The 26,003-nt window shown below is 59.7% G+C and carries 26 protein-coding genes and 1 tRNA gene; 2 read left to right on the plus strand and 25 right to left on the minus strand.

Annotated features, from left to right (window positions below; genetic code table 11):
• Nucleotides 1-35 precede the first annotated feature (35 nt).
• The 22 genes from C4J93_RS20830 to C4J93_RS20945 all read right to left on the minus strand — a co-directional run bounded on the left by C4J93_RS20830 (nt 36) and on the right by C4J93_RS20945 (nt 21,081).
• Entirely contained in the window at nt 36-1,580 is a 1,545-nt protein-coding gene (locus tag C4J93_RS20830) for a DHA2 family efflux MFS transporter permease subunit (protein WP_124371694.1), read from the minus strand.
• A complete protein-coding gene (locus C4J93_RS20835; RefSeq protein WP_124405135.1) occupies nt 1,573-2,745 on the minus strand; it encodes an HlyD family secretion protein in 1,173 nt (390 codons plus the stop codon). The genes C4J93_RS20830 and C4J93_RS20835 overlap by 8 nt, the downstream gene beginning before the upstream one ends.
• Entirely contained in the window at nt 2,742-4,244 is a 1,503-nt protein-coding gene (locus tag C4J93_RS20840) for a TolC family protein (RefSeq protein ID WP_124430364.1), read from the minus strand. Before C4J93_RS20840 ends, C4J93_RS20835 begins: the two co-directional genes overlap by 4 nt.
• Before the next feature lie 203 nt (nt 4,245-4,447).
• Nucleotides 4,448-5,188: a helix-turn-helix domain-containing protein gene (locus C4J93_RS20845; protein ID WP_124364177.1), complete on the minus strand. Its 741-nt coding sequence runs from the start codon at nt 5,186-5,188 to the stop codon at nt 4,448-4,450.
• A 1-nt stretch (nt 5,189) separates the two neighbouring features.
• A complete protein-coding gene (leuA, locus tag C4J93_RS20850; protein WP_124430365.1) occupies nt 5,190-6,884 on the minus strand; it encodes a 2-isopropylmalate synthase in 1,695 nt (564 codons plus the stop codon).
• Nucleotides 6,885-7,315: 431 nt separating this feature from the next.
• Nucleotides 7,316-7,391: transfer RNA gene (locus C4J93_RS20855), tRNA-Lys, on the minus strand.
• Nucleotides 7,392-7,523: 132 nt separating this feature from the next.
• On the minus strand, nt 7,524-8,171 hold the full coding sequence (gene queE / locus C4J93_RS20860; RefSeq protein ID WP_124430366.1) for a 7-carboxy-7-deazaguanine synthase QueE: 648 nt from the start codon (nt 8,169-8,171) through the stop codon (nt 7,524-7,526).
• Between the two features lie 164 nt (nt 8,172-8,335).
• Complete coding sequence (ybgF, locus tag C4J93_RS20865; RefSeq protein WP_124410655.1) at nt 8,336-9,172, minus strand: tol-pal system protein YbgF; 837 nt, start codon at nt 9,170-9,172, stop codon at nt 8,336-8,338.
• A 6-nt stretch (nt 9,173-9,178) separates the two neighbouring features.
• Nucleotides 9,179-9,679: a peptidoglycan-associated lipoprotein Pal gene (pal, locus tag C4J93_RS20870; RefSeq protein ID WP_003193861.1), complete on the minus strand. Its 501-nt coding sequence runs from the start codon at nt 9,677-9,679 to the stop codon at nt 9,179-9,181.
• Between the two features lie 55 nt (nt 9,680-9,734).
• Nucleotides 9,735-11,015: a Tol-Pal system beta propeller repeat protein TolB gene (gene tolB, locus C4J93_RS20875; protein ID WP_177413539.1), complete on the minus strand. Its 1,281-nt coding sequence runs from the start codon at nt 11,013-11,015 to the stop codon at nt 9,735-9,737.
• 17 nt (nt 11,016-11,032) lie between these two features.
• The gene (gene tolA, locus C4J93_RS20880) at nt 11,033-12,106 is read right to left on the minus strand and encodes a cell envelope integrity protein TolA (protein ID WP_124364182.1); all 1,074 of its coding nucleotides are present in this window, start codon (nt 12,104-12,106) and stop codon (nt 11,033-11,035) included.
• Nucleotides 12,106-12,558: a protein TolR gene (gene tolR / locus C4J93_RS20885; RefSeq protein ID WP_161793227.1), complete on the minus strand. Its 453-nt coding sequence runs from the start codon at nt 12,556-12,558 to the stop codon at nt 12,106-12,108. The genes tolA and tolR overlap by 1 nt, the downstream gene beginning before the upstream one ends.
• A gap of 23 nt (nt 12,559-12,581) precedes the next feature.
• Nucleotides 12,582-13,277 (minus strand): protein TolQ, encoded by a 696-nt coding sequence (tolQ, locus tag C4J93_RS20890; RefSeq protein WP_053135845.1) that lies wholly within the window; start codon nt 13,275-13,277, stop codon nt 12,582-12,584.
• Nucleotide 13,278: 1 nt separating this feature from the next.
• Entirely contained in the window at nt 13,279-13,734 is a 456-nt protein-coding gene (gene ybgC, locus C4J93_RS20895) for a tol-pal system-associated acyl-CoA thioesterase (RefSeq protein WP_124364183.1), read from the minus strand.
• Nucleotides 13,735-13,983: 249 nt separating this feature from the next.
• The gene (gene ruvB / locus C4J93_RS20905; RefSeq protein WP_003175801.1) at nt 13,984-15,042 is read right to left on the minus strand and encodes a Holliday junction branch migration DNA helicase RuvB; all 1,059 of its coding nucleotides are present in this window, start codon (nt 15,040-15,042) and stop codon (nt 13,984-13,986) included.
• On the minus strand, nt 15,043-15,654 hold the full coding sequence (ruvA, locus tag C4J93_RS20910) for a Holliday junction branch migration protein RuvA (protein ID WP_124364184.1): 612 nt from the start codon (nt 15,652-15,654) through the stop codon (nt 15,043-15,045). It abuts the gene before it with no gap.
• Between the two features lie 66 nt (nt 15,655-15,720).
• Nucleotides 15,721-16,245: a crossover junction endodeoxyribonuclease RuvC gene (gene ruvC, locus C4J93_RS20915; RefSeq protein WP_057723842.1), complete on the minus strand. Its 525-nt coding sequence runs from the start codon at nt 16,243-16,245 to the stop codon at nt 15,721-15,723.
• A gap of 674 nt (nt 16,246-16,919) precedes the next feature.
• Nucleotides 16,920-17,666, minus strand: coding sequence for a YebC/PmpR family DNA-binding transcriptional regulator (locus tag C4J93_RS20925; RefSeq protein ID WP_124364185.1), 747 nt, complete (start codon nt 17,664-17,666; stop codon nt 16,920-16,922).
• 148 nt (nt 17,667-17,814) lie between these two features.
• Entirely contained in the window at nt 17,815-19,590 is a 1,776-nt protein-coding gene (aspS, locus tag C4J93_RS20930) for an aspartate--tRNA ligase (protein ID WP_057013724.1), read from the minus strand.
• A gap of 108 nt (nt 19,591-19,698) precedes the next feature.
• Nucleotides 19,699-19,920 (minus strand): FmdB family zinc ribbon protein, encoded by a 222-nt coding sequence (locus C4J93_RS20935; RefSeq protein ID WP_003193872.1) that lies wholly within the window; start codon nt 19,918-19,920, stop codon nt 19,699-19,701.
• Between the two features lie 171 nt (nt 19,921-20,091).
• Complete coding sequence (locus C4J93_RS20940; protein WP_124430369.1) at nt 20,092-20,424, minus strand: ribbon-helix-helix domain-containing protein; 333 nt, start codon at nt 20,422-20,424, stop codon at nt 20,092-20,094.
• A 183-nt stretch (nt 20,425-20,607) separates the two neighbouring features.
• Nucleotides 20,608-21,081: a Dps family protein gene (locus C4J93_RS20945; RefSeq protein ID WP_003193874.1), complete on the minus strand. Its 474-nt coding sequence runs from the start codon at nt 21,079-21,081 to the stop codon at nt 20,608-20,610.
• Between the two features lie 429 nt (nt 21,082-21,510).
• Here C4J93_RS20945 and C4J93_RS27585 point away from each other — a divergent pair, with 429 nt between their 5' ends.
• Nucleotides 21,511-22,113: a cold-shock protein gene (locus C4J93_RS27585; protein ID WP_005790922.1), complete on the plus strand. Its 603-nt coding sequence runs from the start codon at nt 21,511-21,513 to the stop codon at nt 22,111-22,113.
• A gap of 71 nt (nt 22,114-22,184) precedes the next feature.
• Here the strand turns inward: C4J93_RS27585 and C4J93_RS20955 are convergent, their stop codons facing one another.
• Both C4J93_RS20955 and C4J93_RS20960 read right to left on the minus strand, forming a co-directional pair.
• A complete protein-coding gene (locus C4J93_RS20955; RefSeq protein WP_124364187.1) occupies nt 22,185-22,391 on the minus strand; it encodes a SlyX family protein in 207 nt (68 codons plus the stop codon).
• 3 nt (nt 22,392-22,394) lie between these two features.
• Nucleotides 22,395-22,820 (minus strand): HIT domain-containing protein, encoded by a 426-nt coding sequence (locus C4J93_RS20960; protein ID WP_124415475.1) that lies wholly within the window; start codon nt 22,818-22,820, stop codon nt 22,395-22,397.
• A gap of 742 nt (nt 22,821-23,562) precedes the next feature.
• Here C4J93_RS20960 and C4J93_RS20965 point away from each other — a divergent pair.
• Complete coding sequence (locus tag C4J93_RS20965) at nt 23,563-24,843, plus strand: OprD family porin (RefSeq protein WP_124364189.1); 1,281 nt, start codon at nt 23,563-23,565, stop codon at nt 24,841-24,843.
• 187 nt (nt 24,844-25,030) lie between these two features.
• Here the strand turns inward: C4J93_RS20965 and C4J93_RS20970 are convergent, their stop codons facing one another.
• Nucleotides 25,031-25,876, minus strand: coding sequence for a mechanosensitive ion channel family protein (locus tag C4J93_RS20970; protein WP_124364190.1), 846 nt, complete (start codon nt 25,874-25,876; stop codon nt 25,031-25,033).
• Between the last annotated feature and the right edge of the window lie 127 nt (nt 25,877-26,003).

The raw sequence follows: 26,003 nt of genomic DNA on the forward strand, positions 1-26,003 counted from the left end.
AGAAGCGCCGCGCATCATTTGCCGGCCATGTGCATTCAATTCTTCGCTTGCTGACGTAATGCCAATGCCGCCACACCACACAGGATCAAGGCGATACAGGACACGTAGAACGCATCGCTGTAGGCCATCAGGTAGGCCTCGCGGCGCACGGTACGCATCAAGCCCTCGAGGACTTGCTGCTGGGCGGGCAGCAGTTGGTTGAAGACGAAGGCTTCGCTGTCTGCCATGCCGGCGCGCAGGCGCTCCTGGAATGACGGGGAAAACAGGGTGATCGACTCGCCGACGCGCTCTGAATGAAAGCGCTCGCGCATGGCGACGATCTGCGTCAGCCCGGCAGTGCCCACGGCGCCGCCCAGGTTGCGCAGCATGGAAAATAGAGCGGAGGCAGAACCGGCTTCATCCTTGGCCAACCCGGACACGGCCAGCACCGAAAGCGCCACCATGATCAACGGTTGCCCGATGCCCCGTACCACTGTGGACGGGATGATCACGTTGGCGGCGCTGTCCATGTCCAGATGCGCGCCGAGATAGCAGCCCAGGGCCATGATGAAAAAGCCGCTGGCAACCATCAGTTTCGGGTTGAGCCACTTCATCAGGCGCGGCATGAACGGCGCCAGTACCAGTTGCACCATGCCGTAGGCAATCAGGCTGATCCCGATTTCCCGGGCGTTGTAGCCCTGCAGTTGGGACAGGTAATTGGGCACCAGAAAGACCAGGCCGAACGTGGCCCCGCCAAAAATGAACATCGCTGCGCTCGCCACGCCGAAGTTGTAGCTCTTGAGCAGGCGCAGGTTGATGAATGAGCGGCTGCCGTAGAGCTGTGACAGCACGAAATACACCAGGGCGACGCCGGCGGTGAGCGACATCCATACGATGAAATCGGAGCCGAACCAGTCCTTGCGCCCGCCTTCTTCAAGCACGATCTGCAACCCGCCGAGGCCGACAATCATGGCCAGGATGCCGCCCCAGTCGCCGCGCTTGAGCAAGCTCAACTGCATGGGTTTGGCATCGATGGACCACGCCACCGCCAGCAGCAGGAGAATGCCGGGGGCCAGTTGCAGGTAGAAAATCCAGCGCCAGGAATACGCGTCGGTCAGCCAGCCGCCGATGGACGGCCCGGCGGCCTGGGCCACGCTGTTGGACAGGGCGAACAGGGCCATGCCCATGGCGATCTTGCTGGGCGGCAGTTCCGTGATGATCAGTTGGAACGACAACGGGATCAGCACCGCGCCGGCGGCGCCCTGGATCACCCGAATGATGATCATCACTTCCAGGTTGGGTGCCCAGGAGCAGGCAATGGAAGCCACTAGAAATACAAACGAGCCCACCAGCATCACCCGGCGCAGGGAGAACACCTGCACCAGCCAGGCGGTCAGCGGGATCATGACGATTTCCGCAACCAGATACGCCGTGGAAATCCACGAGCCTTCTTCAAAGGTCGCCCCCAGCGAGCCTTCGATTTCCGGCAGCGCGGCGCTGGTCACGTGCACGTTCATGCCGGCCATGAAACAGCCGAACAGCCCGCCGATCACGGCCACCCAGGCGCGAAAGGAGACGGTTTTCTCGCCAATCTCAGTCATGCGCGGCGCCCTGGGCAGTAGGACGGGTATCCACCGTCGTGATCACCGACATGCCCGGCAGGATGGGGCCGCCGTCATCATGCTGATCGATCACAATCTTCACCGGAAAGCGCTGCACGATCTTGGTGAAGTTGCCGGTGGCGTTGTCCGACGGCAGCAGCGCAAATACCGCACCCGAACCGGGCGAAAAACTCACCACATGGCCCTGGAGCTTGCGCCCTGAATAGCTGTCGACGCTGATATCCACCGTTTGCCCGGCGCGCATGTCACGCAATTGGGTTTCCTTGTAGTTGGCCACCACGTAGGCCTGCTGCAAGGGCACCACGGCCAGCAGCGGCAGGCCCGGCGCGACATATTGGCGGGTGCGCACCTTGCGCTGCCCCACTACCCCGTCGATCGGCGAGCGGATCAGGGTGTCTTCGAGCGCATGGGTCGCCAGTTTCAACTGGGCCTCGGCCTGGTCGCGCCGGGCTATCTGCTGCTGCAGCGAGGCATCGGCCAATTGGCGGCGGGTAGTGGCGACATTCAGCCGGGTTTCCTGCTGGCGCTGCATCGCCCGGGCAATGTCCACCGCGGCGCTGGCCTGGGTATAACTGGCCGCGGCGCTTTCCAGGCGCTGGGCGCTGGCGGCATGCTCGCGGACCAGGCCTTCATAGCGATGTTGATCCAGACTGGCGCGGCGCAACTCCGCCCCCACGCTGCGGGTATGCGCCTCGGCCTGGGCGACGCCGGCCTTTTGCTGTGCGATCAGGCTGTCGGTAACGTGCAGGTTGGCCTGCTCGGCGGCAATCGAGGCTTGTGCTTGCGCCAACTCCGCACGGGCTTGGGCCAAGCGCGCCTGGTAGTCACGGTCCTCGATGCGCACCAGCACATCCCCGGCCTTGACGGGCTGGTCATCCTCCACCAACACCTGGGCTACGTACCCGGACACCCTTGGGCTGATGGGAATCCAGTCGGCACGCACGTAGGCGTCGTCAGTCTGTTCCAGGTAACGCCCCACGGTCATCCAATACACGCCGAACGCCACCGCTGCGATCAACAACGCAGCCCCACCGAGCAGGATCAGGTTGCGTTTGCGGCGTTGCTTGCGGGCGTGCATGAGCTGCTCGAGCACATGCTCCTGCTCATCCTGCACAGCGGTTTTTTCATCAACAGCGATATTCATGGCTGGGTACCGGAAAAATGGGCGGAAGCGTGGGTGAGTGCAGCGGCCGGAGCCTGGGCGGAAGCGGATTGCCAACCGCCCCCCAGGGCGCGAAACAGGCTGATCTGGCGCTGCAGCAACTGGCCATCGGCATCGGCGCGTGTGGCTTGCAGGCGGATCAGCTCACGCTCGCTGTCGAGCACATCGAGAAAGTCGATGGAGCCGGCGTTGTAGTTGAACTGCGCCAGCTTGTAGGCATGCCGACTGCTATCCAGTGCCTGACTCAAGGCGGCGTGGCGCTGGCGCTCGCCGTCGTACAGCGCCAGGGCCTGGCGTACGTCCTTGAGCGCCCTGAGCACGCTGTTTTCGAATTGCGCGACTTCCACCTGCTCGAGCGCGCGCGCCTGGTTGACCCGCGCACGGTTGGCACGCCAGTTGGGGAACTGCCAGGTAATCAGCGGACCGATGCCAAACATCACCGCGCTGCTGTCCCCCAGTTCATGGGGTTTGCTGGCCGAGGAAGACACGGAGGCGCCAAAAGTCACCTTCGGATACAGGTCGGCCTGGACGATATCCACTTGCAAGGTGGCGGCTCGCAATGCTCGCTCGGCCTGACGGATATCAGGGCGGCGCGCCAGTAATTGCCAGCCATCGCCCACCGGCAGCGCGGCACTGAGTTGCGGTACCACTTCGCACGTCGCCGCGCCTGAACCCTGCTCCAGGTCAGCCACGCCGGTCAGCATCGCCAGTTCATACAACGCCGACTCGCGGCGCGCCTCCAGCATCGGCAACAGGGCCAGGGTTTCGCCCTGCAGGGCCTGCATGCGGCTGTATTCAAGGTCTGTCACCACGCCGGCCTGACGCTGGCGATCGGTCAGCGCCAGGCTGCGCCCGACCACTTCCAGTGAATGGCGCTGCACTTTGGCGCGCGCGCCCAGGGCGCAGGCATTCACGTAGGCGCGGGTGGTTTGCGCGGCGACGGTGATGCGCAGCAAGTCTTCGGCGTCCTGAGCCGCCGCCGCTTGCACCTGCGCCCGCTCGATGCTGCGCTGGACCTGGCCCCACACATCCACTTGGTAAGCCAATTCGAAACCAGGGTTGAAGGCCCACTGCGACGGTGCGTGGCTGTCGGTGGCCTTGGCCAGGGTCTGATCGTCGGCAGTCTTGCCGTAGACGGCGCCCAGTGACGCCTGGGTGGACGGCCAACGCTCGGCGTCGGCCTGCATGATCCCGGCCAGCATCGACTGCACATGGGCCTGTGCCGCCGCCAGGTCGCGGTTGTGTTCCAGCGCTTGCTGCACCAGCGCGTCGAGCTTGGGATCGTTGTACAACTGCCACCAACGGTCGGGCAGGGCCTGGGCCGACACACCCTGCGGCAGGCGGCTCAAGGCATCGATGCGCGGCGGGTGCGGTTGCGCCGGTACATGGGTGACCCAGGAAGAACATCCTGCCAACCAGACGACAGCCACGCCCAGGAGCGAAAGGCGGCAGTGCCGCGTGGAAAATGAAGGCGAACCCATCGCAGAAATCCAGAGTGCTGAGTAGAGACGCAGGTTAAGAGAGCACCGTGCTGCGCATCTCCCGAGTTCCAGACAACCATCGTTTCGATTGGGACAACTTGGCTGCGCAGCCGGATCCAGAGCGCCCGCCGTCCAGGCGCACGCACGCATGGCCCTGCGCAGAGGCGGGCCATGTCCAGTAGGTGGGGGTAGCGCGGGGTCGATCAGACCAAACGGCAGTTGCTGGGTGTGTAGCCCATGGTGCGTTTGAACATTGCCGTGAAAGCGCTGGGGCTTTGGTAGCCATGCTCAAGCGCCACTTCCAGAATGGACACGCCGCAGGCCAGGCGCTGCATGCTCAGCAGCAGTCGCGTGCGCTTGCGCCACTCGCCATAACTCATGCCCAACTCTTTCTGGAACAGCCGAGCCAGGGTGCGCGAACTCATATTGAGTTGCACTGCCCAGCTCTCCAGTTTCGATTCCTGGGACGGGTTGTCGATAAAGTCGGCACACAGCGACTTGAGCCGCGGCTCGTCTGGAATCGGCACATGCGCCAATACTTTCTGTGCCCTGTCGAGTTCAGAGAAGATCAGGTCGACAATCTGCCTGTGACGCACCACCGCCGGCTCGCTGTCAGGTGTTTCGGCGGCGGCGATGATCAACTCACGCAGCAGTGGCGACACACGGATGACATGGCACTCCTCCGTCAAGGCGCGGTGGGCGCCGGGGCTGATCAGCAACGTGCGCATGCGCACCTCGCCCGTCATGCGGATCTGGTGCTCCTGCCCGGAGGGGACCCACAGCGCATGCCCGGACGGCACCACCCAAGTGGTGCCGACGACCGATACCAGCATGACGCCGTTGATGGCGTAGACCAACTGGCCTTCGTCGTGTCGATGCGAGGCAACGATATCGCCGTGACCATAGTTACCGGTAAGCGCCGCCAATGCGGTATGGGCATTCATCTCAGGAAGGCACCGCAGCACTCGCCACGCTGAGCAGGCCCAGACGCGATGCGCGATTGACGGCACTCGTCACCGCCTTGAGGGACGCCAGCAAGATGCTGCCATCGCGGGCGGCACCGAACAGCAACTGGTTGTTCACGCGGATCTCCACATAAGCCAGTGCTTCAGCCTGGGCACCGTCACGGGTGGCATGTTCGTGGTAATCGGCGATGTCGAAGTGGATGCCACGTTGCGCGAATGCGTCGACCAGCGCCGCCAGCGGGCCGTTACCTTCACCGCTCAGTTCAAGGGGGCTCGCGCCGCCGATCAGCGTGCCTTCCAGATAAGTCACGTTGCCCTCGCTGACCAGTTTGGGCTGCAACAAGGTGTAAGGCTTGCCTTGGTCAAGGTAGTGCCGGGTAAAGCAGGCCAGGATCATCTCGCCACTGACTTCCTGACCGGAGGCATCGGCTTCCTGCTGCACCAGGCTGCTGAATTCCATCTGCAGGCGCCGCGGCATCACGATGCCATGTTGTTCCAGCAGATACGCCACGCCACCTTTGCCCGACTGGCTGTTGACGCGAATCACCGCTTCATAGCTGCGTCCCATGTCGGCGGGGTCGATCGGCAGGTAGGGCACTTCCCACAGCCCATCGGGATTGGCCTGGCGGGCCGCGAAGCCTTTTTTGATCGCATCCTGGTGCGAGCCCGAAAACGCCGTGAACACCAGCTCCCCGGCGTAGGGATGGCGCGGGTGCGTGGGCAGTTGGTTGCAGAACTCGACTTCACGCTGCACGTGGATGATGTCCGAGAAATCCAGTTGCGGGTCGATACCGCTGGTGTAGAGGTTCATTGCCAGCGTCAGGATATCCACATTGCCGGTTCGCTCACCGTTGCCGAACAACGTGCCCTCGACCCGCTCGGCTCCGGCCAGGCAAGCCTGTTCGGCGGTAGCGACCCCGGTACCGCGATCATTATGCGGGTGGACACTGATGACTACGCTGTCACGCCGGCTGAAATGGCGGCAGAACCACTCGATCTGATCGGCGAAGACATTGGCCGTGGAGACCTCCACAGTGGTGGGCAGATTCAGGATCATTTTGTTCGACGGGGTCGGGCCGAAAGCATCGGTCACCGCTTCGCAGACCTCCAACGCAAAGTCCAGTTCGGTGAAGCAGAAGGTTTCAGGGGAATACTGGAACGTCCACTGCGTATCTGGATTGTTGTCCATGTGGCGCTTGATCTCACGCGTTGCCTGGGTGGCAATGTCGATGCAACCGGCCCGGTCCACGCCGAACACCACCTCCCGGAACACCGGCGCGGTGGCGTTGTACACATGCACGATCGCGCGCGGGGCGCCTTTCAAGGCTTCAAACGTGCGCGCGATCAAATGGCTGCGCGCCTGCGTCATCACTTGGATAGTCACATCGTCGGGAATCGCGCCACTGTCGATCAATTCACGCACGTAATCGAAATCGGTCTGGGAAGCGGCAGGAAAGCCTACCTCGATCTCCTTGAACCCCACCTTGACCAGCAGCTCGAAGAAACGGCGCTTGCGCTCGGCATTCATGGGTTCGATCAATGCCTGGTTGCCGTCACGCATGTCGACACTGCACCAGGTTGGCGCTGCAGCCTGCACGACACTTGGCCATTGGCGGTCCGGCAGGTCCACGGTAGTGAAATGGCGGTATTTGCTGGAAGGGTCCTTGAGCATCATGTCGCTTCTCCTTTTTAGAACTGATCGTCGGTAGCGCAGACAGCCTTGCTGTACGCATTCGACATTGGATCCAATACTAAACATAGAGAGCTTGACATGAATTGCGTATTTGGCGCGACAACATGAAAGAAATTACATAAAAAATCATAAATTGAAAAAATAGTGGTGATTTCTATCAATATACGAATTTGTAGAGCAATAAACCCTTTAGGAGCAGGATTTAGACGATGATCGAAATTGAGCGCGACGGGGCGCGGAAAATGGCAAAAAGGCTACTTAAGGGGGATAGGTGATGGCGGTCGAGCCGCTCGCTAAAGAGGCGCGACTGATGTTCCCAGCGCATAGAGCGTCTGTTCAGCAAATTTCAGGCAAAAAAAAACCCGGAAATCCTCACTTGCGTGGGCCTTCCGGATTTTCTAAACCGCCAAAAATGGTGGGTCGTGTGGGATTCGAACCTACGACCAATTGGTTAAAAGCCAACTGCTCTACCAACTGAGCTAACGACCCGCTGTGTGGTGGCGCGTATAATACTGATTTCTAAGGATTATTCAACACCTTATTTGAAAATAATTCAAAATTATACGCAGGGGCCATAATTCGGCCGGCTGAACGTCTCGCATCTGCGCCCGATCAGGCGTATCAACGCCCCGGTTCGTCGTTCCACAGGTATTTGTGCAACTGCAATTGCAGGCGCACCGGCAGGTTGTCCGCGACCACCCAATCCGCCAGCTCACGGGCGTTCAGGTCGTGATGGCTTGGGGAGAACAGCACCTCGCCTGCACGACGCTCAAGGCCATACTGGATCAGCTTGGACGTCGCCCAGTCATAATCGCCTCGAGAACAGATGACGAACTTGACCTGATCGTTGGCCGTCAGCAAGTCGATGTTCTCGTAGCGGTTGCGGTGAGCTTCTTTGGAATCGGGGGTCTTGAGGTCGACCACTCGGCTCACACGCGGGTCTACCGCAGAGATGTCCAAGGCGCCGCTGGTTTCCAGCGAAACCTCGTATCCGGCGTCACACAGCTGCTTGAGCAAGGGGATGGCATTGGGTTGCGCCAATGGCTCGCCGCCTGTTACACAGACGTAGCGCGGTCGGTAGCCGGCAACCTGCTCCATGATGTCGTCCAGGGTGCGCACGGTGCCGCCGCTGAAGGCATAAGCGCTGTCGCAATATTGGCAACGCAAGGGGCAACCGGTGAGCCGTACGAATACGGTAGGCAGCCCTGCAGTGCGCGTTTCACCCTGTAATGAGTAAAAAACTTCGGTAATACGTAATGTGTCTTGCATAGTCGCCACGGGCGTAACAGCTAAACAGGCTGTCCGCCTCCGTCAGGCACTTCAAGGGATCGCGCCAACGCGTCAACCCCAGGAAGCGTGTGTCATAAAAGGGCGTGGATTCTAACGAAAAAACCCGCGCCAGGCGCGGGTTTCTTCTAAACGGACTGCATTGCTTACAAGCGCTGCAGATCCCGTTGAGCCAACTGCGCAGCGGAAGTACCCGGATACTGGGCGACGACCTGCTGCAGAATGCCTTTGACCTTGTCGGCATGGCCAAGGCGGCGCTCCACGTCAGCGAGTTTGTACAGCGAGTCCGGCACCTTGGCGTGCTTGGGGTACAGCTGGCTGACCTTGGCAAACGCCTGGCCTGCCCCCTGCAAATCACCCTTTGCCAGGTTGACCTCACCCAGCCAGTACTGGGCATTGCCCGCGTATTGGCTGTTGGGGTACTTGCGCAGGAATGCGGTAAACGCCTGGCTGGCCTTATCGAAGTCCTTGGCCTTGATCAGGTCGAAGGCTGCATCGTAATACAGTTTTTCCTTCGCCGGATCACCCGGTTCACTGCTGGCGGCCGGGGCCTGGCTGGCTGCCGCGGCCCCCGCTGCTGCGCCACCGGCGGCAGCACTGGGCGTGCCACCGGTAGAAGAATTATCAGGAGTAGCGGCAGGTGCAACACCGGCTCCAATACGTCGATCAAGATCCTGGTAACGCTCCAGGCCTTCTTGCTTAAGCTGGTTCACTTGATTCTGCAGAACTTCAATGGCGCCTTGTTGCTGGGCCAATTGATCCTGCATGCGTTGCAGCTGGTTGAACAGTTCGCCCTGTGCCGAAGGCGCGGCCGTAGCCGCCCCCCCAGCATAGGCGCCGTTCGTGCCATAACCCGCTGGCGGATAACTGCTGCCGCTATTGTTATAGCCAGAGTTGCTATCCGTTACAGGAACCGCAGCCCACACCGCAAGCGGTGCGAGGCTGAAAGCCAATACAGTTAGAGCACGACGGCACGTTCGCATGACGAATTACTTACGCAGTTCGACGCGACGGTTCTGAGCCCACGACTGTTCGTCGTTGCCAGTTGCAACTGGACGCTCTTTACCGTAGGAAACCAGTTCCAGTTGGCCTGGAGCAACACCTTGCAGTACCAGGTAGCGTTGAACGGCTTTCGCACGACGCTCGCCCAGTGCCATGTTGTACTCACGAGTACCACGGGCGTCAGTGTTACCTTCCAGAACAACGCGAGCGCCGTTAGCTTTCAGGTCCTTGGCGTGAACGTCCAGAGCGCGCATGGCTTCTGGCTTCAGGTCCGAACTGTCGTATTCGAAGTAGAAAGTGGTGATCGCGCGCAGAGCAGCTTCTTCGCTCAGGGAGCCGTCGACTGCACCAGTGTTAGCGCCGTAACCAGCGTTTGGATCAACAGCTGCGCCTTCACCGGCATTGTCGCCGCCTTTAGAGGAGCAACCAACGGCTACGGACAGAGCCAGAGCCAGAGCAGCAAACTTACCAAACTTCAGCATTTCCATCGTGAAACTCCTAATGAACCCCAGTGTGTTAAGTACTTCTTTTTGTAGCGCCGCGTCAGTTCAGGTAAGGGGACCAGGATGGTTCTCTGACTTCGCCTTGTGCGGTAGGAAGCGGGAGCCTTACGCGTCCATTAATGGACACGAGCATCAAGACTCCCCGGCCCTGCTGGCGGGTGGCGTAGATTACCATGGTGCCGTTGGGCGCAACAGTGGCTGACTCATCAAGGTTGGTATCTGTAAGGATTTTTACGGTTCCGCGCTGCAAATCCTGGGCCGCAACCCGGAAATTAGTGAAACCATCCTGACGGTGAATCATTACCAACGTCTTTTCATCGGCCGAAAGCTTGGGGTTGGCGTTGTAGTTACCAATAAAGGTCACGCGTTCCGCGCCACCACCACCCACGCTGGCTTTATAGATTTGAGGCTTGCCGCCACGGTCGGAGGTGAAGTAGATGGTCGAGCCATCCTTACCCCAGAACGGTTCGGTATTGATGCCAGGGCCGCTGGTCACGCGAGTGAGCTGGCGCGAAGCCATGCTCATCACGTAGATGTCCGGGTTACCGTCCTTGGACAGCACGAATGCCAGGCGCGAACCATCCGGCGACCAGGCTGGCGCACCGTTGAGGCCTTCGAAGTTGGTGATTTGCTCACGACGGCCAGTGTCGATGTGCTGGACGAAGATACGCGGACGCTTCTGTTCGAACGACACATAGGCAATACGCTTGCCGTCCGGCGCAAAACGCGGCGACAGGATTGGCTCGCGCGATTGCAGCAGGGTCACGGCGCGTGCACCGTCATAGTCGGAGCGCTGCAGGGTGTAACGCGTGTTGTCTACGGAGAAACGCTCAGCGGTGACGTACAGCATGCGTGTGGAGAACGCACCCTTGATACCGGTGAGCTTTTCAAACGACTGGTCCGAAATGTAGTGGGCCATGTCACGCAGTTGCTCGGCGGTGCCCGAAACGTTGCCGGTCAGGACCTGCTGTTCGGTGGCCACGTTGAACAACGTGTACTGGATCTGCAGGCGACCGCCGGCCGGTGTGATGCTACCGACCATCAGGTACTGCGCGCCCACGGCCTTCCAGTCGCGGAAGATGACTTCGCTGGCCTGGGTCGGCTGGCTGATCATGTTGCCTTTCGGAATCGGTGCGTAGTAGCCGGAGTTGCGCAGGTCGTCGCTGACGATCTGGGCCATGTCGTCCGGCAGCACGCTGCCGCCCTGCCAGCCGAACGGCACTACCGCGATCGGGGTGGCCCGGTCGCTGCCGCTGGTAACCAGGATGTTCTTTTCATCCGCCGCCGCTATCCCTGCCATGCAGCAAATAACGACAAGCATTCCTCGAAGAAGGTTTCTCACAAGGCTAGATCCTCAGGTGTGAATGTCATCTTGAATGAACGATAGGGAGCGAAGTCGCTTGGTTTCATTCCCTGCATCTCGGTCAACCGGCCAATATTCTTGACTGCGGCAACCGCCGAACTGTCGAACGAACCGTCACCACTGGACTTGGCCACGCTGACCGAAGTCACCGTGCCGTCCGGCAACATGCCGATCTGCAGCACTACTGTCATGCCTTTACGTGCCGAAGGTGGACGTGTCCAGCCTTCCGCTGCCCGGGCCCGGATCAGGTCGTCGAAACTGCCCGCGACTTCATCGCCACGCTCATCGGCCAAGGCTTGCTGACGCTGCGGCGTGTCGGAAAGCAAATCTGCCAGGGCCTGGGCCTTTTTCTCTTCGGCGGATTTACGGGCTGCTTCCTGGGCCTTTTTCTTGGAGGCGTCGGCGGCAGCTTTCTTCTTCGCTTCGTCGGCGACTTTCTTTTTCGCCTCGTCTGCTTCAGCTTTTTTCTTGGCGTCTTCGGCGGCTTTCTTCTTCGCGTCTTCGACGATCTTTTTCTTGGCTTCTTCAGCGGCCTTTTTCTTGGCCTCTTCCTCGGCAGCTTTCTTGGCTTCTTCTTCGGATTTCTTCTTGGCTATATCAGCCAATTGTTTCTCTTCGGCCTTTTTGGCTTCGGCAGCTTTCTCGGACTTCTTGGCTTCATCAGCCTTTTTCGCCTCGTCAGCTTTCTTGGCTTCGTCAGCCTTTTTCGATTCCTCGGCCTTTTGAGCCGCCTCTTCTTTCTTTTGTTCCGCAGCAGCCTTCACCGCTTCCTGCTCGACCTTCTTCTGTTCCATCTGCTCGACTTCGGTCTGGCGCGCAGCCGACTTCTGGGCCTCACCCGCAATCTTCTGATTGGTCTGGGTGGTGGCCTGACTTTTCGATTTCAGCTGATACAGGGTCGCCTGCACGATCGGCTTGGCTGGCGGCAGGTCCGGGGTCATCGCAAAGCTGACGAACAGCATGCCGAACACCAGGATGTGCAGGGCAATTGCCCACACGCCAGGCCAGAAGTAGCTTTCCGAGGCGGACGGCTCTCGCTGTTGCTGCATCAGGGCGCCTCGGTAATCAAGCCAACGTTACCGACGCCGGCCTTCTGCAGCCCGCCCATGGCGCCCATGACGGAGCCATAGTCGACCGACTTGTCACCGCGAATGAACACCTGGGTGTGCTTGCCGCCTTCGTTGCCGGAGCGAATGATCTTGGTCACGGCGTCAGTCATTGCCGGCAAGGTCAGGGCCTTGTCCTGCTGCTTCTGCGTGTCGACTTCGCTGCCAAGGTTCCAGTAGTAGGTCTTGTCAGCCTTGATCGAAATGGTCAGGACCTGAGTGTTGTTGTCTTGCGGCAGGGCTTCACTGGAAACCTTGGGCAGATCAACCTTCACGCCCTGGTTGAGCATCGGCGCGGTCACCATGAAGATCACCAGCAGCACCAGCATCACGTCGATGTAGGGCACTACGTTCATCTCGGCGACCGGCTTGCGCTTTTTGCGAGCTCGAGCGATTAAAGCCATTGGGAATTACCTGCTTATTCTTCGCTGGTGTGCACTTTACGGTGCAGGATCGCCTGGAATTCATCGGCGAAGGTGTAGTAACGGCTGATCAACGTTTCGCTGGTGGCGGCAAAACGGTTGTAGGCGATTACTGCGGGGATAGCGGCGAACAGGCCGATCGCGGTGGCGATCAGGGCTTCGGCGATGCCTGGGGCCACGGTGGCCAGGGTCGCTTGCTGGGCCTGGGCCAGGCCACGGAAGGAGTTCATGATGCCCCATACGGTACCGAACAGGCCGATGTACGGGCTGACGGAACCCACTGTCGCCAGGAACGGCAGGCTCTGCTCCAGTTTCTCTTCTTCGCGGGAGATGGCGACGCGCATGGCCCGGGCCACACCTTCCATCACCGCTTCCGGGTCAACGCCCGGTTGCTGGCGCAGGCGCGAGAACTCCTTGAAGCCGGCGCGGAAGATTTGCTCGACGCCCGAATCCGGGTCCGGATTGCTGCCGGCCTGGCGATACAGCTTGGACAGGTCGATACCCGACCAGAAGCGCTCTTCAAAGCTCTCCAGGGCACGTCGACCGGCACGCAGCAAGTTGCTGCGTTGAAAAATCATGACCCAAGAGGTAACCGATGCGGCTACCAGGGTCAGCATGACCAGTTGCACCACGACACTGGCATTGCTGACCAGGCTCCACATGGAGGAATGGTCGACGACGGTAGGTTCCACGCTAAATCTCCTGCTTTGATTGTTTACCCGCGCCGCTCACGGCGGCAAAGGCCGCACGTAGAGTTTCGGGAATGGCCCGAGGTTTCAAACTGTTGGTGCGTACACACGCCACCAGGAACTGCCCCTCACAGAGCAGCGTTGCATCCGTAGCCCGCCTGACCTGCTGTTTGAAGCGCAGGCTGGCACGGTTCAATTCGATGACTTCAGCGCTGACCAGCAGTTCATCGTCCAGTCGCGCCGGTGCGTGGTAACGCGCCTCGCTGGAATGCACGACGAATAACAGGTCCTCCCCTGCCAGCAAGGATTGGGCAAAGCCCAGCTCCCGTAGCCGCTCGGTTCGAGCCCGCTCCATGAATTTCAGGTAATTGACGTAATAAACGATGCCGCCGGCATCAGTGTCCTCGTAATAAACGCGACAGCGATGTGCGAACGACTGATCCCCGTTTTGCGCGCGCATACTCTAGTGCTTACTCCTCAGGTTGCCAATCCGGCTGGACAACTGTTTTTTCAATACCTGAACACATTTCCATAGCCTGAATGACGACGCCAGACACTGGGACAGCACAAACTTCAGATAAATCACCCCACATGACAAATACCCTGCAGGAGCAAGCTTGCTTGCAAAGCCCCTGAGCGCGCCGCGTACAACCAGACACACTGCGTCATCGCCGAGGTTTTTCGCGAGCAAGCTCGCTCCTGCAATTTTTTAATCGTCCACTGCATCGAGAAATTCGTCTACCACGGGCATCTCTCCCAATCGTGACGGAATGTTTAGCCCAAAGTGCAGATAGGCGTGGCGCGTCACCACCCTGCCCCGTGGCGTGCGCATGATGTAGCCCTGCTGGATCAGGTAGGGTTCCAGCACATCCTCAATGGTATGCCGCTCTTCACTGATGGCGGCGGCCAGGCTGTCCACGCCCACCGGGCCACCGTCGAATTTCTCGATCATGGTCAGCAGCAAGCGCCGATCCTGGTGATCGAAGCCATGTTCATCCACATCCAGCAGGTTCAACGCCAGGTCCGCGACCGCCTTGGTGATATGCCCCTTGGCCCGCACCTCGGCAAAATCGCGTACGCGGCGCAGCAAACGGTTGGCGATCCGTGGCGTACCGCGCGCGCGTCGGGCGATTTCGAATGCGCCTTCAGGGTCCAGCGGCAAGCCGAGGATACTCGCCGAACGGCTGACGATAGTCGCAAGGTCGGCGGTGCTATAGAACTCAAGACGTTGAACGATACCGAAACGGTCTCGCAGCGGGTTGGTCAGCATGCCGGCACGGGTGGTCGCGCCGACCAGGGTGAACGGTGGCAGGTCGAGTTTGATCGAACGGGCCGCCGGGCCTTCGCCGATCATGATGTCGAGCTGGAAGTCCTCCATCGCCGGGTACAGCACTTCCTCGACGATGGGCGACAGCCGGTGGATCTCGTCGATAAACAGCACGTCGTGAGGCTCGAGATTGGTCAGCAGCGCGGCCAGGTCGCCGGGGCGCTCCAGCACCGGGCCGGACGTGGACTTGATCGACACGCCCATTTCCTGGGCGATGATATTGGCCAGGGTGGTTTTACCCAGGCCCGGCGGGCCGAAGATCAGTGTGTGATCCAGCGACTCGCTGCGCCCGCGCGCGGCCTGGATGAACAGTTCCATCTGCTCGCGCACGGTGGGCTGGCCGATGTAGTCGGCCAGGCTCAAGGGGCGGATGGCGCGGTCCTGGACTTCTTCACGGTCGCGCGGGCCGGTGGCCGCGATCAGACGATCAGCTTCAATCACTTAAATCATTCCCTTCAGGGCTCGGCGGATCATGTCTTCGCTGCTCAGGTTCTTGTCCTTGATGGCCGACACCGCTTTGCTGGCCTCCTGCGGCTTGTAGCCCAGGGAGATCAACGCACTGACAGCATCGCTTTCGGCACTGGCAACCTGAGTCGCCGGCATATCCGGTTGATTGGGCACCAGGGCGAACATGCTCGGCACCACTTCCCAGGCCTTGAAGCGGTCCTTGAGTTCCACCAGCAGGCGCTCGGCGGTTTTCTTGCCGACACCGGGCACCTTGGTCAGCGCCGAGGTGTCCTGGGCCGAAACGGCACGCACCAGCTCATCCACTTCCAGGCTCGACATCAACGCCAGGGCCAGCTTGGGCCCTACGCCGTTGAGGCGAATCAGCTCGCGAAAGAAGTCACGGTCGCGCTTGCCAATGAAACCATAGAGCAGTTGCGCGTCCTCTCGCACGACTAAATGCGTGTGCAAAGTTATCGGCTCGCCGACCGACGGCAAGCGGTACAAGGTGGTCATGGGCACTTCAAGCTCATACCCCAATCCATTCACATCCAGAATCAGGTGCGGCGGCTGTTTCTCAGCCAGGGTGCCGCGCAAGCGTCCAATCACGGTTCAGATCCTTAAAGCTTGGGGTCAGAACAGGCCTGACCGGAAATAACGATTGCGCTGATGCTATCAGAGACGCAGGCGTCCGCCACGACTGCGTGCCGCGCCCAGGCCATGAGGCAGCAGGCTGGAGCGGGTGTGGGCGTGGCAAATGGCAATGGCCAGGGCGTCGGAGGCGTCGATCTGGGGTTTAGAGGTGAGCTTGAGCATGTGCATGACCATCATTTGCACCTGTTCCTTATTCGCCCCACCCGTGCCGACGACGGCCTGCTTGACCTGGGTCGCGGTGTATTCGGCAATCTCCATGCCCTCCTCGGCCCCCGCCACAATGGCCGCACCACGGGCCTGACCGAGCTTCAACGCCGAGTCGGCATTCTTGGCCATGAAGACTTTTTCGATACCCATGGTCACCGGGCCGTAGGTCTGGATGACTTCACGCACGCCGCGATAGACGATCTGCAGGCGCTCGGCCAACTCCCCCGCGCCGGTGCGAATACAGCCCGAGGCCACATAAACGCAGCCACGCGGAGTGTGTTGCACCACGCCAAAACCGGTGATGCGCGAACCGGGGTCGATACCTAGGATTAAAGTCATAACGCCTGCAGGTTGGATAAACACATTTTGTGATACGCCGAAGTTCAAATGTGGAAGGGGGCTTGCCCCCGATGGCCATGGATATCTACACAACTTTGTAGCAGCCAACGGTAACCACGATGCGAAGCGAGCCGCTCTTGCTCTTGCTTTTGATCTTGATCTCAGTCGCCCCGTTAACCACGCTGGCCGAACGCAGGTTTGAATCCGTGGGTAACCCGGCAGGACGCCGGGTTAGCCGCCCTGCGCCATGGATGGCGCATGGCGGCGGCCCACGAATTCAAACCTGCGTTCGGGCACACCGAGCCTAAGCGAGGTGCCGAGTGGTGGGGCGAGGACCTTTTGGTTACTTTTGGCTGGGCCGGCATTCCGGTCCTTCCAAAAGTGACCCGCTGTAAGAGCGGAACCGCCAGCCGCCGTCACCGCAGCAACGGATATGTACTCGCTCTGACCCAACATCCTGGTCGGCTGTCAGGCCGCCATCGGGGGCAAGCCCCCTCCCACATTTTGGTCGCGGGGCATCAGTTAGAGAGGCTTCGGCTCCTGAGCCGCCACAGGTTCAGGGCCGTGCCAAAGCTGTGTATACCCCCGATGGCAGTGGATCAGTCAGAATATTTTTGGCTGACCCACCGCTATCGGGGGCAAGCCCCCTCCCACATTTGGATCTATGTAGTCCTTCAGCTTAGCTGCTCGGCCACGGATTCCGGGATGTCGGCGTTCGAATACACGTTTTGCACATCATCCAGGTCTTCAAGCATATCCAGCAGCTTCAACACCTTCTGCGCACCGTCCAGGTCCAGTTCGGCACTGGTGGTCGGCAACATCACGATTTCCGCGTCAGTGCCTTTGAAACCAGCGGCCTCCAAGGCATTGCGCACCGCGTAGAAGCTGGCGAACGAGGTGAACACGTCGATGGAGCCATCTTCGTTTGTGACCACGTCGTCGGCATCTGCCTCCATCGCGGCTTCCATCAGCGCGTCTTCATCCGTGCCCGCTGCAAAGGTAATCTGCCCCTTGCGCTCGAACAGGTAGGCCACCGAACCGTCGGTACCCAGGTTGCCGCCGCACTTGCTGAACGCATGACGCACCGCAGCTGCAGTACGGTTGCGGTTATCGGTCATGCATTCGACCATCACCGCCACGCCGCCTGGCCCATAGCCTTCGTAGGTCAGCTCGACCATGTCATCGGTGTCGGCGGCGCCGGCGCCACGGGCCACGGCGCGGTCGATGATGTCACGGCTCATGTTGGCGCCGAGCGCCTTGTCCAGTGCCAGGCGCAGACGCGGGTTGGAGCCCGGGTCACCGCCACCCTGGCGGGCGGCGACGGTCAGCTCGCGGATCCACTTGGTGAAGATCTTGCCTTTCTTGGCATCCTGACGCTCTTTGCGGTGCTTGATGTTCGCCCACTTGGAATGGCCAGCCATAACACAACTCCGAAATTCTCTAAAAACCTTTATCTATCCCGCTCCGGGCGGACTTCCCTTTTTAAGTGCGGCCTTTGTAACGCAAAGGCGCATCCGAAGATGCGCCTTTAAGACTGCGTAAACCTCAGTGCGCTTTCACGCAGCAGCCTTACTCAGCCTTCGGCGTCTCGCGCAGACGGATGTGCAATTCGCGCAGTGCCTTGGCATCCACGACGCCCGGCGCCTGGGTCATGACGTCCGCAGCACTCTGGGTTTTCGGGAAGGCAATCACTTCACGGATCGACTGGGCGCCGGTCATCAGCATCACCAGACGGTCCAGGCCGAAGGCCAGGCCACCGTGCGGCGGCGCACCGTACTTGAGCGCGTCGAGCAGGAAGCCGAACTTCTCTTCCTGTTCCGCTTCGTTGATGCCCAGCAGGCGGAACACCGCTTGCTGCATCTCTTTGCGGTGAATACGGATCGAACCGCCACCCAACTCAGTGCCGTTGAGCACCATGTCGTAGGCACGGGATAGCGCGCCGGCCGGGTTGGCTTCCAGCTCGGCCGGGGAGCACTTCGGCGCGGTGAACGGGTGGTGCAAGGCGCTGAAGCTGCCGTCGTCGTTCTCTTCGAACATCGGGAAGTCGACCACCCACATCGGGGCCCATTCGCAGGTCAGCAGGTTCAGGTCGTGACCCAGCTTGATACGCAGTGCGCCCAGGGCTTCGCTGACGATCTTGGCCTTGTCGGCACCGAAGAACACGATATCGCCATCGACCGCTCCGACGCGATCAAGGATCGTGTTCAGGTTGGCTTCGGGGATGTTCTTCACGATCGGCGACTGCAGGCCGTCAACGCCATTGGCGCGCTCGTTGACCTTGATGTACGCCAGGCCCTTGGCACCGTAGATGCCGACAAACTTGGTGTAGTCGTCGATCTGCTTGCGCGGCATGCTCGCGCCGCCTGGTACACGCAGGGCGGCGATGCGGCATTTAGGGTCATTGGCCGGGCCGCTGAACACCTTGAAGTCAACGTCCTTGAGCTGGTCGGCCACGTCCACCAGTTCCAGCGGGTTACGCAGGTCTGGCTTGTCGGAACCGTAGCGACGCATGGCCTCTTCAAAGGTCATGTGCGGGAATTCGCCGAACTCCAGGTCCAGCACTTCCTTGAACAGGTTGCGGATCATTTGTTCGGTAAGGCCCATGATCTCTTTTTCATCGAGGAAGCTGGTCTCGATGTCGATCTGGGTGAATTCCGGCTGGCGGTCGGCGCGCAAGTCTTCGTCACGGAAGCACTTGGCGATCTGGTAGTAACGGTCGAAGCCGGCCACCATCAGCAGTTGCTTGAACAGCTGCGGCGATTGCGGCAAGGCGAAGAAGCTACCCGGGTGGGTACGGCTCGGTACCAGGTAGTCGCGTGCGCCTTCCGGCGTGGCGCGGGTGAGAATCGGCGTTTCCACGTCGAGGAAGCCGTTCTCGTCGAGGAAGCGGCGGATGCTGGTGGTCATGCGCGAACGCAGACGCAGCTTCTCGGCCATTTCCGGACGACGCAGGTCCAGGAAGCGATAACGCAGGCGGGTTTCCTCGCCAACGTCGGAATATTCGTTCAGTGGGAACGGCGGGGTTTCCGACTCGTTCAGCACTTCCAGCTCATAGCCCAGCACTTCAATGCCGCCGGACGCCATGTTCTTGTTCACGGCACCGGCCGGGCGCAGGCGCACCTTGCCGGTGATCTTCACGACGTATTCGCTGCGCACGCGGTCGGCGGCGGCGAAGCTCTCGGCGCGATCCGGGTCGAACACTACCTGGGCCAGACCATCACGATCACGGATATCGAGGAAGATCACCCCGCCGTGGTCGCGGCGACGGTGAACCCATCCGCAAAGGGTGATTTCCTGACCTTCCAGGGTCTCGTTCAGTTGGCCGCAATAGTGGCTGCGCATCATGGTCGTGGTTTCACTTCTCGTAATTCGAAATTCGGTGGCAGGCGTGCCTCGTCACCGTACATTAAAGCAGGGGACGGATAATGCAGGAGCCTGCGCGTAGAGTTCAACTCAGTCTGCTTTGTCGCCGCCCGCCAGGTTCTTCTTGGCGCCGGTCTTGAAATCGGTCTCGTACCAGCCGCTGCCGCTCAGGCGGAAGCCCGGCATGGACAACATCTTTTTCAACTCAGGTGCCTGGCAGGCTGGGCAATCGACCAGCGGCGCGGCGCTGATCTTCTGAATGGCTTCCAACTGATGACCACAGGAAGCACATTGATAGTCGTACATGGGCATGGAGTTGTCTCGGCGATCAGATCGTTACTGCGCTACGCCCTGCCGATGTGCATAAAGCCCGGCATGCGCAGCAAAGCGCGGGATTATATCTGGTAAATCGAGGCAGCGCAGCCGGCTTTCTGCCCGAGGCGCGGCCCGCCGGAAGGAAGGGCCGCGCCCTGCAGCCTCCGATCAGATGGGGCCAGAGGCGCTAAGGCGGTCTTTCAACAGGTGAACGACACACACCACCCGCACCAGCCCGCTGAAGTTCTTCACACCGCCATAGCGCAAATGCACTTCCCGATCGACATAGGACAACAACGCACTGACCGAGCAGGTGTTGATCCTGGCCATTTCCGTCAGGATATTCCAGTAGATCTGCTCCAGCCGCAGGCAGGTGGAAAACCCGTTGAGCCGCACCGACCGCGATAATGGCTTGGCCAGCCCCATGTCGAACCCTTTCGCGAAGGGATCGACCTTTATCTTGTGAAAACCACCGGTTTCCACGCCCTTACCACATGACATACACCTGACACTCCCTTGCCAAAACAGCAGTCCATGGGTTTCTCCCATTGGACGGTCAGCCTATAAAACCGCAGGAAGCGACGAGCAGCCAGAAGACGCGGGCGCTGGGCGTCGTAGGACAACGCCAGCAAGCGCAGAGAAACCAGTGAGCGGCGCCCCGAAGACGCCGCACGAGTTCGACGGTTATTGGTTTTCGAGCAGCGAACGCAGCATCCACGCGGTTTTTTCGTGAACTTGCATCCGTTGGGTCAACAGGTCCGCAGTCGGCTCATCGCTGACCTTGTCGAGCAACGGGAAAATGCCACGCGCGGTACGGGTGACAGCCTCCTGGCCAGCCACCAGTTGCTTGATCATCTCTTCGGCGCTCGGCACACCCTCTTCTTCCTTGATCGAAGAAAGGCGGGCGTAGATCGAATAGGCACCCGGTGCCGGGAAGCCCAGGGCACGGATACGCTCGGCAATGGAATCCACCGCCAGCGCCAGCTCGTTGTACTGCTCTTCGAACATCAAGTGCAGCGTACGAAACATGGGGCCCGTGACGTTCCAGTGGAAGTTGTGGGTCTTCAGGTACAGCACATAGGTATCGGACAGCAGCCGTGAAAGTCCGTCGACGATGGATTTACGATCTTCTTCACTGATACCAATATCGATTGCCATGTTTTTCCCCTTCAATTGACGAGCATTCATTGATCAGGTGCAGGATCACTCTAGCAAGAGTGCTGGCCGCGTGCAGCCCAACGCACCCAGGCAATGTGCGGCAAATTGCCCCGCACCGCTTGCGAGGGCAGCGGCCGAAGAGCCGGTCATCCTGTAAGAAAAACGCTCGAAAGGCCGCTCAAATTACCTGCACCTGTCTAGGACAAGCCTTCGACGCAAAAATGCCACCTCGATTGCAACACCCCGAAATGCTTGATTTGAGTAGGCACAGCCTTTGCTGTTAAATAGGCGGCGTGTGGCTGCCGTTCATTTCTGCGGCACGTCACATAGGCTGCTACCCGCGCACGTGCCCAACGCCTCCCATTGTTCAGAAGCGAACCGTGCCAGTCAGCTCTTCCTTGTGATCCGTCTTAACGTGAGTTAATCAAAATGTTGAAAATCGTCCACCTGCTAACGGGCGTTGCAGCTTTGCTGCTGTCCTTTATCCCGAGCCTGCAGCCTGAAAGCCTGCCCTACCTGCAACAACACGACGCTCTATACCTGGCCTTGTTCGGCCTTCTCAACCTGACCCTGGCACCGGTAATCCCCTACTGGAACAAAGGCACGCGTCATCAACTGCAAAACCTGGTCAGCGCGCTGCTGGTACTGACCGTCGTTGTTCAAACCCTTACCCTGCTGGCACCCATGCCTGAAGTGGGCGGCCACCCGGCCATCCTGCTCAGCCTGGTAATCGCTGTGGTCGCCATCGTTCTTCACCTGGCCATCAGCTTCTACCGTTCGTCCCCAGCGGCCGCGTCGCAAAACTACGACATGACCAACCGGGATACCGGGACCGTCAAGTGGTTCAACACCTCCAAAGGCTTCGGCTTTATTTCGCGCGACTCGGGTGACGATATCTTCGTCCACTTCCGAGCTATCCGCGGTGAAGGCCACCGCGTCCTGGTCGAAGGCCAGCGCGTGGAGTTCTCGGTGATGAACCGCGACAAAGGCCTGCAAGCTGAAGATGTCATCGCTGCCCTGCCGCGTCGCTGATTCCAGCCTGCGCTGCAAAAAAAACCGCGATCCGGCGTAGGCTGGATCGCGGTTTTTTATTGCACGCTCATTTAATAGTGCGGCGGCGGGGCTTCTTCTTCCGAGGTTTCGAACTGGCCGCCCATTTCTTCCTGGCGCTTGAGCAAGGCGATCATCTGCAATTGCAGGCGCTCCACCGCTTGCTGCTGGGCGACCAGAATGTCATTGAGGGTTTCGATGGTGTCGTCCTGGAACGCCAGGCGGCTTTCCAGGTCGGTGACGCGATCTTGCAGGTCCATGGTTCAGTCCTGGGTAAAAATGAAGTCGGCAGGCAGTAGTTCACGCAATTGGCTGCGAATCGCCGCCACCTGCTCTGCGCTGTATGGACGGGCCGGATGCTTGCCCCACACCGGCGCCGGCCATGCCACGTCATCGCGCTTGCGCACGATGACATGCACATGCAGCTGGCTGACCACGTTACCCAGCGCGCCGATGTTCATCTTATCGGCGGCCAGGCCTTCGTTCAGCAACTGTGCGAGTGCAGTCGTTTCCTGCCACAGCGTCTGTTGCTCGGCGACATCCAATTGAAACACTTCGCTGATACCGTCAATGCGCGGTACCAGGATGAACCAGGGATAATTCGAATCATTGGACAGCAGCAGGCGGCAGAGCGGGAAGTCCCCAATGGCCAATGTGTCTTGTTGCAGGCGTTGATCTAAAGCGAACACGTGGGCACTCCGTTCGGCAGGTCAATTACAGGCGCCCAGCATACCGCCGAATGCGCGATGCTTCACGGCGAATGCGCGAGCTGCCTGAGGCAAACCCATTCCATGGATGCACCCTTTCGAGGCAGTCGGACGTGTGAACCACGCTAACTCGGGCTTCAACGGGATGCACCAAAATGACCCACTTGTGCTTCAAAGGGAGTCGGCCGCTACCCACTTATGAGGGTCAATCGGTAACGTTTTGCCAAGGCGCAGGTTTTGCGCGCCACCGCACGACGGTAACACCTGAATGTCGAGTCTGAACCAAACTGCCCGAGAGGCCCGTGTTTATGCGGTTTTTACACTGCCGTAACGTTTTTCACGAAAAAATGACATTCGGTTGGCGCTTTGTGCACGCTTGTTGCATTCACCTCGCTATCGTCGGCAACGACACCTGGGTGGATGCCAGGGTTTCGCGATAAGAAACAATAGCGTTTCAATGTGTGCCAGGGACGATTTCAAACTTTGAAGGCGTTTGAAAAGAACATTGAAGTTGTCAGCCTGGTTACCGTCGGGCTGTGATTTGCGACACGGAGCTAGCAATTTACGACAGCCTCGTAAAGAAGCTGAAAGGATAGTTTGGCAAGTATCGTCAACAGCGCCGGTGTGAGATAACTTTGCGCCGACACACATAAAGAAAGAGCCGCCCAGATAAAAATACAGGTGGGACGGCAGTACTCTTCTAAAACCAAAGGAGCAAATCACGATGCGCGTGATGAAGTGGAGCATGATCGCCCTGGCTGTTTCGGCAGGCACCTCGCAGTTCGCAATGGCGTCCGCCCAAGACGATTCCAAGGGCTTTGTTGAAGACAGCACTTTCAGCATCAACACTCGCGCGTTGTACTTCAGCCGCGACTTCCGCAACAACCCGTCGGGCCCGGGCTCCAAGAGCCGTGCGGAAGAAAGCGGCCTGGGCTTCAACGCCTTGTACGAGTCGGGCTTCACCCAAGGCACCATCGGTGTCGGCGTTGACGTGATCGGCCTGATGGGCCTCAAACTCGACAGCGGCAAGGGCCGTGCCGGCACCGGTCTGTTCCCTACCGGTTCCGACGGTCGTTCGCAAGACGAGTACTCAAAAGGCGGCGGCGCGGTTAAGTTCCGCATTTCCAATACCGTGCTGAAAGTCGGTGACCAATACACCACAGCGCCTGTATTCGCCTCCGATGACAGCCGTTTGCTCCCAGAACTGCCACAAGGTATCTCGATCACCAGCAACGAGATCAAGGGCCTGAAGCTCGAAGGCGGCCACTTCACTTCCAGCGTCGCGCAGAACCAGACCTACCACGACAGCCTGGGCCTGACGAAGACCGACTTCGTCGGCGGCGTCTATGCCTTCACCCCGGAAGTCACCGGCAGCCTGTACTACGCGAAAACCGAAGACTACTTCCGCAAGTACTACAGCAACCTGAACTGGACCCATGCCCTGAGCGATGACCAGTCCTTCGCGCTGGACTTCAACATCTACGACACCAAGAGCGAAGGCGCCGGCCTGCAGCGCGCAGAGAAAGATGGCGTGACCAAGCTCGACAACCGCGCATTCAGCTTGCAGGGCGCGTACACCGTCGGCGCTCACACCTTCACCCTGGCTGCCCAAAAGGTTACCGGTGACGGCGACTACGGCTACGGCGTAGATGGCGGCGGCACTGTATTCCTGGCCAACTCCATCGCCCGTTCCGACTTCAACGCCGAAGGCGAGAAGTCGTACCAGGCGCGTTACGACATCAACATGGCGACCTTCGGCGTTCCTGGCCTGAGCTTCATGACGCGTTACGTGACCGGTAGCGGCGCCAACACGGGCACCACCAGCAACGGTAAAGAGTGGGAACGCGACATCGAAGCCAAGTACGTGGTTCAGAGCGGCCCGGCTAAAAACCTCAGCCTGCGTCTGCGTCAAGCGACTTATCGTTCCGGTGATGGCGTTTACTACGGTTCGCCTTCGATCGACGAACTGCGTCTGATCGCGAACTACCCGCTGAACATCCTGTAATCACGCAAGTAATTACAACGATGACTTAAGGTCTCGGCCTTGAATAAAAAGCCGCTCCCCTGTTTGCAAGGGAGCGGCTTTTTTATTTCAGTTACATTTCAAAAGCAATATAACTAGCAAGCTAAGTAACTATATACAACTGTCGCATTTAACCTGACCTTTCGGCCAACTTAAACGCGACACTGTTTCATGCCTTCGCCGGAGCTTCCTGCATCACGCGAATAACGCGCTGCGGGAACGGAATATCAATCCCCGCCCCTTTCAAACGGTCGCGCGCCAGTTCATTGAGCATAAACACCACATCCCAATAATCCGCCGTATTGGTCCAGCAACGCAGGGACACGGTGATGGAGCTGTCGCCCAGGGTCGATACCACTGCGACGGGCGCCGGGTCGGCCAGCACGCGCGGGTCTTTCGCCAGCTCCAGCAACACTTCACGGGCTTTCTGCAGGTCAGCCTCGTAGTCCACGCCCACATCAAACACCACCTTGCGCGTCGGCTGGCGGTTGGTATTGGTGATGATGCCGTTGGACAGGATGCCGTTCGGTACGATCACCGTCTTGTTGTCGCCGGTGCGCAGCACCGTGTGGAAAATCTGGATACTGTCGACGGTACCCGAGGTGCCCTGGGCTTCGATCCAGTCACCGATGCGAAACGGACGGAACAACAGGATCAGCACGCCGCCGGCGAAATTGGCCAGGCTGCCTTGCAAGGCCAGGCCGATCGCCAGGGTAGCGGCACCGATGGCGGCGACGAACGAGGTGGTTGCCACGCCGATCATCGAGGCCACGCTGACGATCAACATGACTTTCAGCGCAATGTTCGCAAGGCTGGTGATGAAGTGCTGCAGCGCCAGGTCGGCGTTACGCACGGCCAGCAAGCGCCCCACTCGGTGGGTAAAGACGTTGATCAGCCACCAACCGATGGCCAGGGTGATAACGGCCAGCAGTACCCGGCTGCCGTATTCCATGATCATCGGGATCCAGGACTGCGAGGTCTTGATCAAGTGATCCACTTCAGCGTTCAAATCCATCTATCTTCTCCTGTTGTGCGGAAATGCGGCTTCATTGACTGCCTGAAAACGCAAATGAGCCCCGTAGGGCTCAATTGTAGGCATTGTTGCTGCGGCGTGGGACGTCGAAAACGGCCACAGGTTCCGC

It is taken from the genome of Pseudomonas sp. R2-37-08W, assembly GCF_003851705.1.
In the GTDB taxonomy this organism is placed as follows: domain Bacteria; phylum Pseudomonadota; class Gammaproteobacteria; order Pseudomonadales; family Pseudomonadaceae; genus Aquipseudomonas.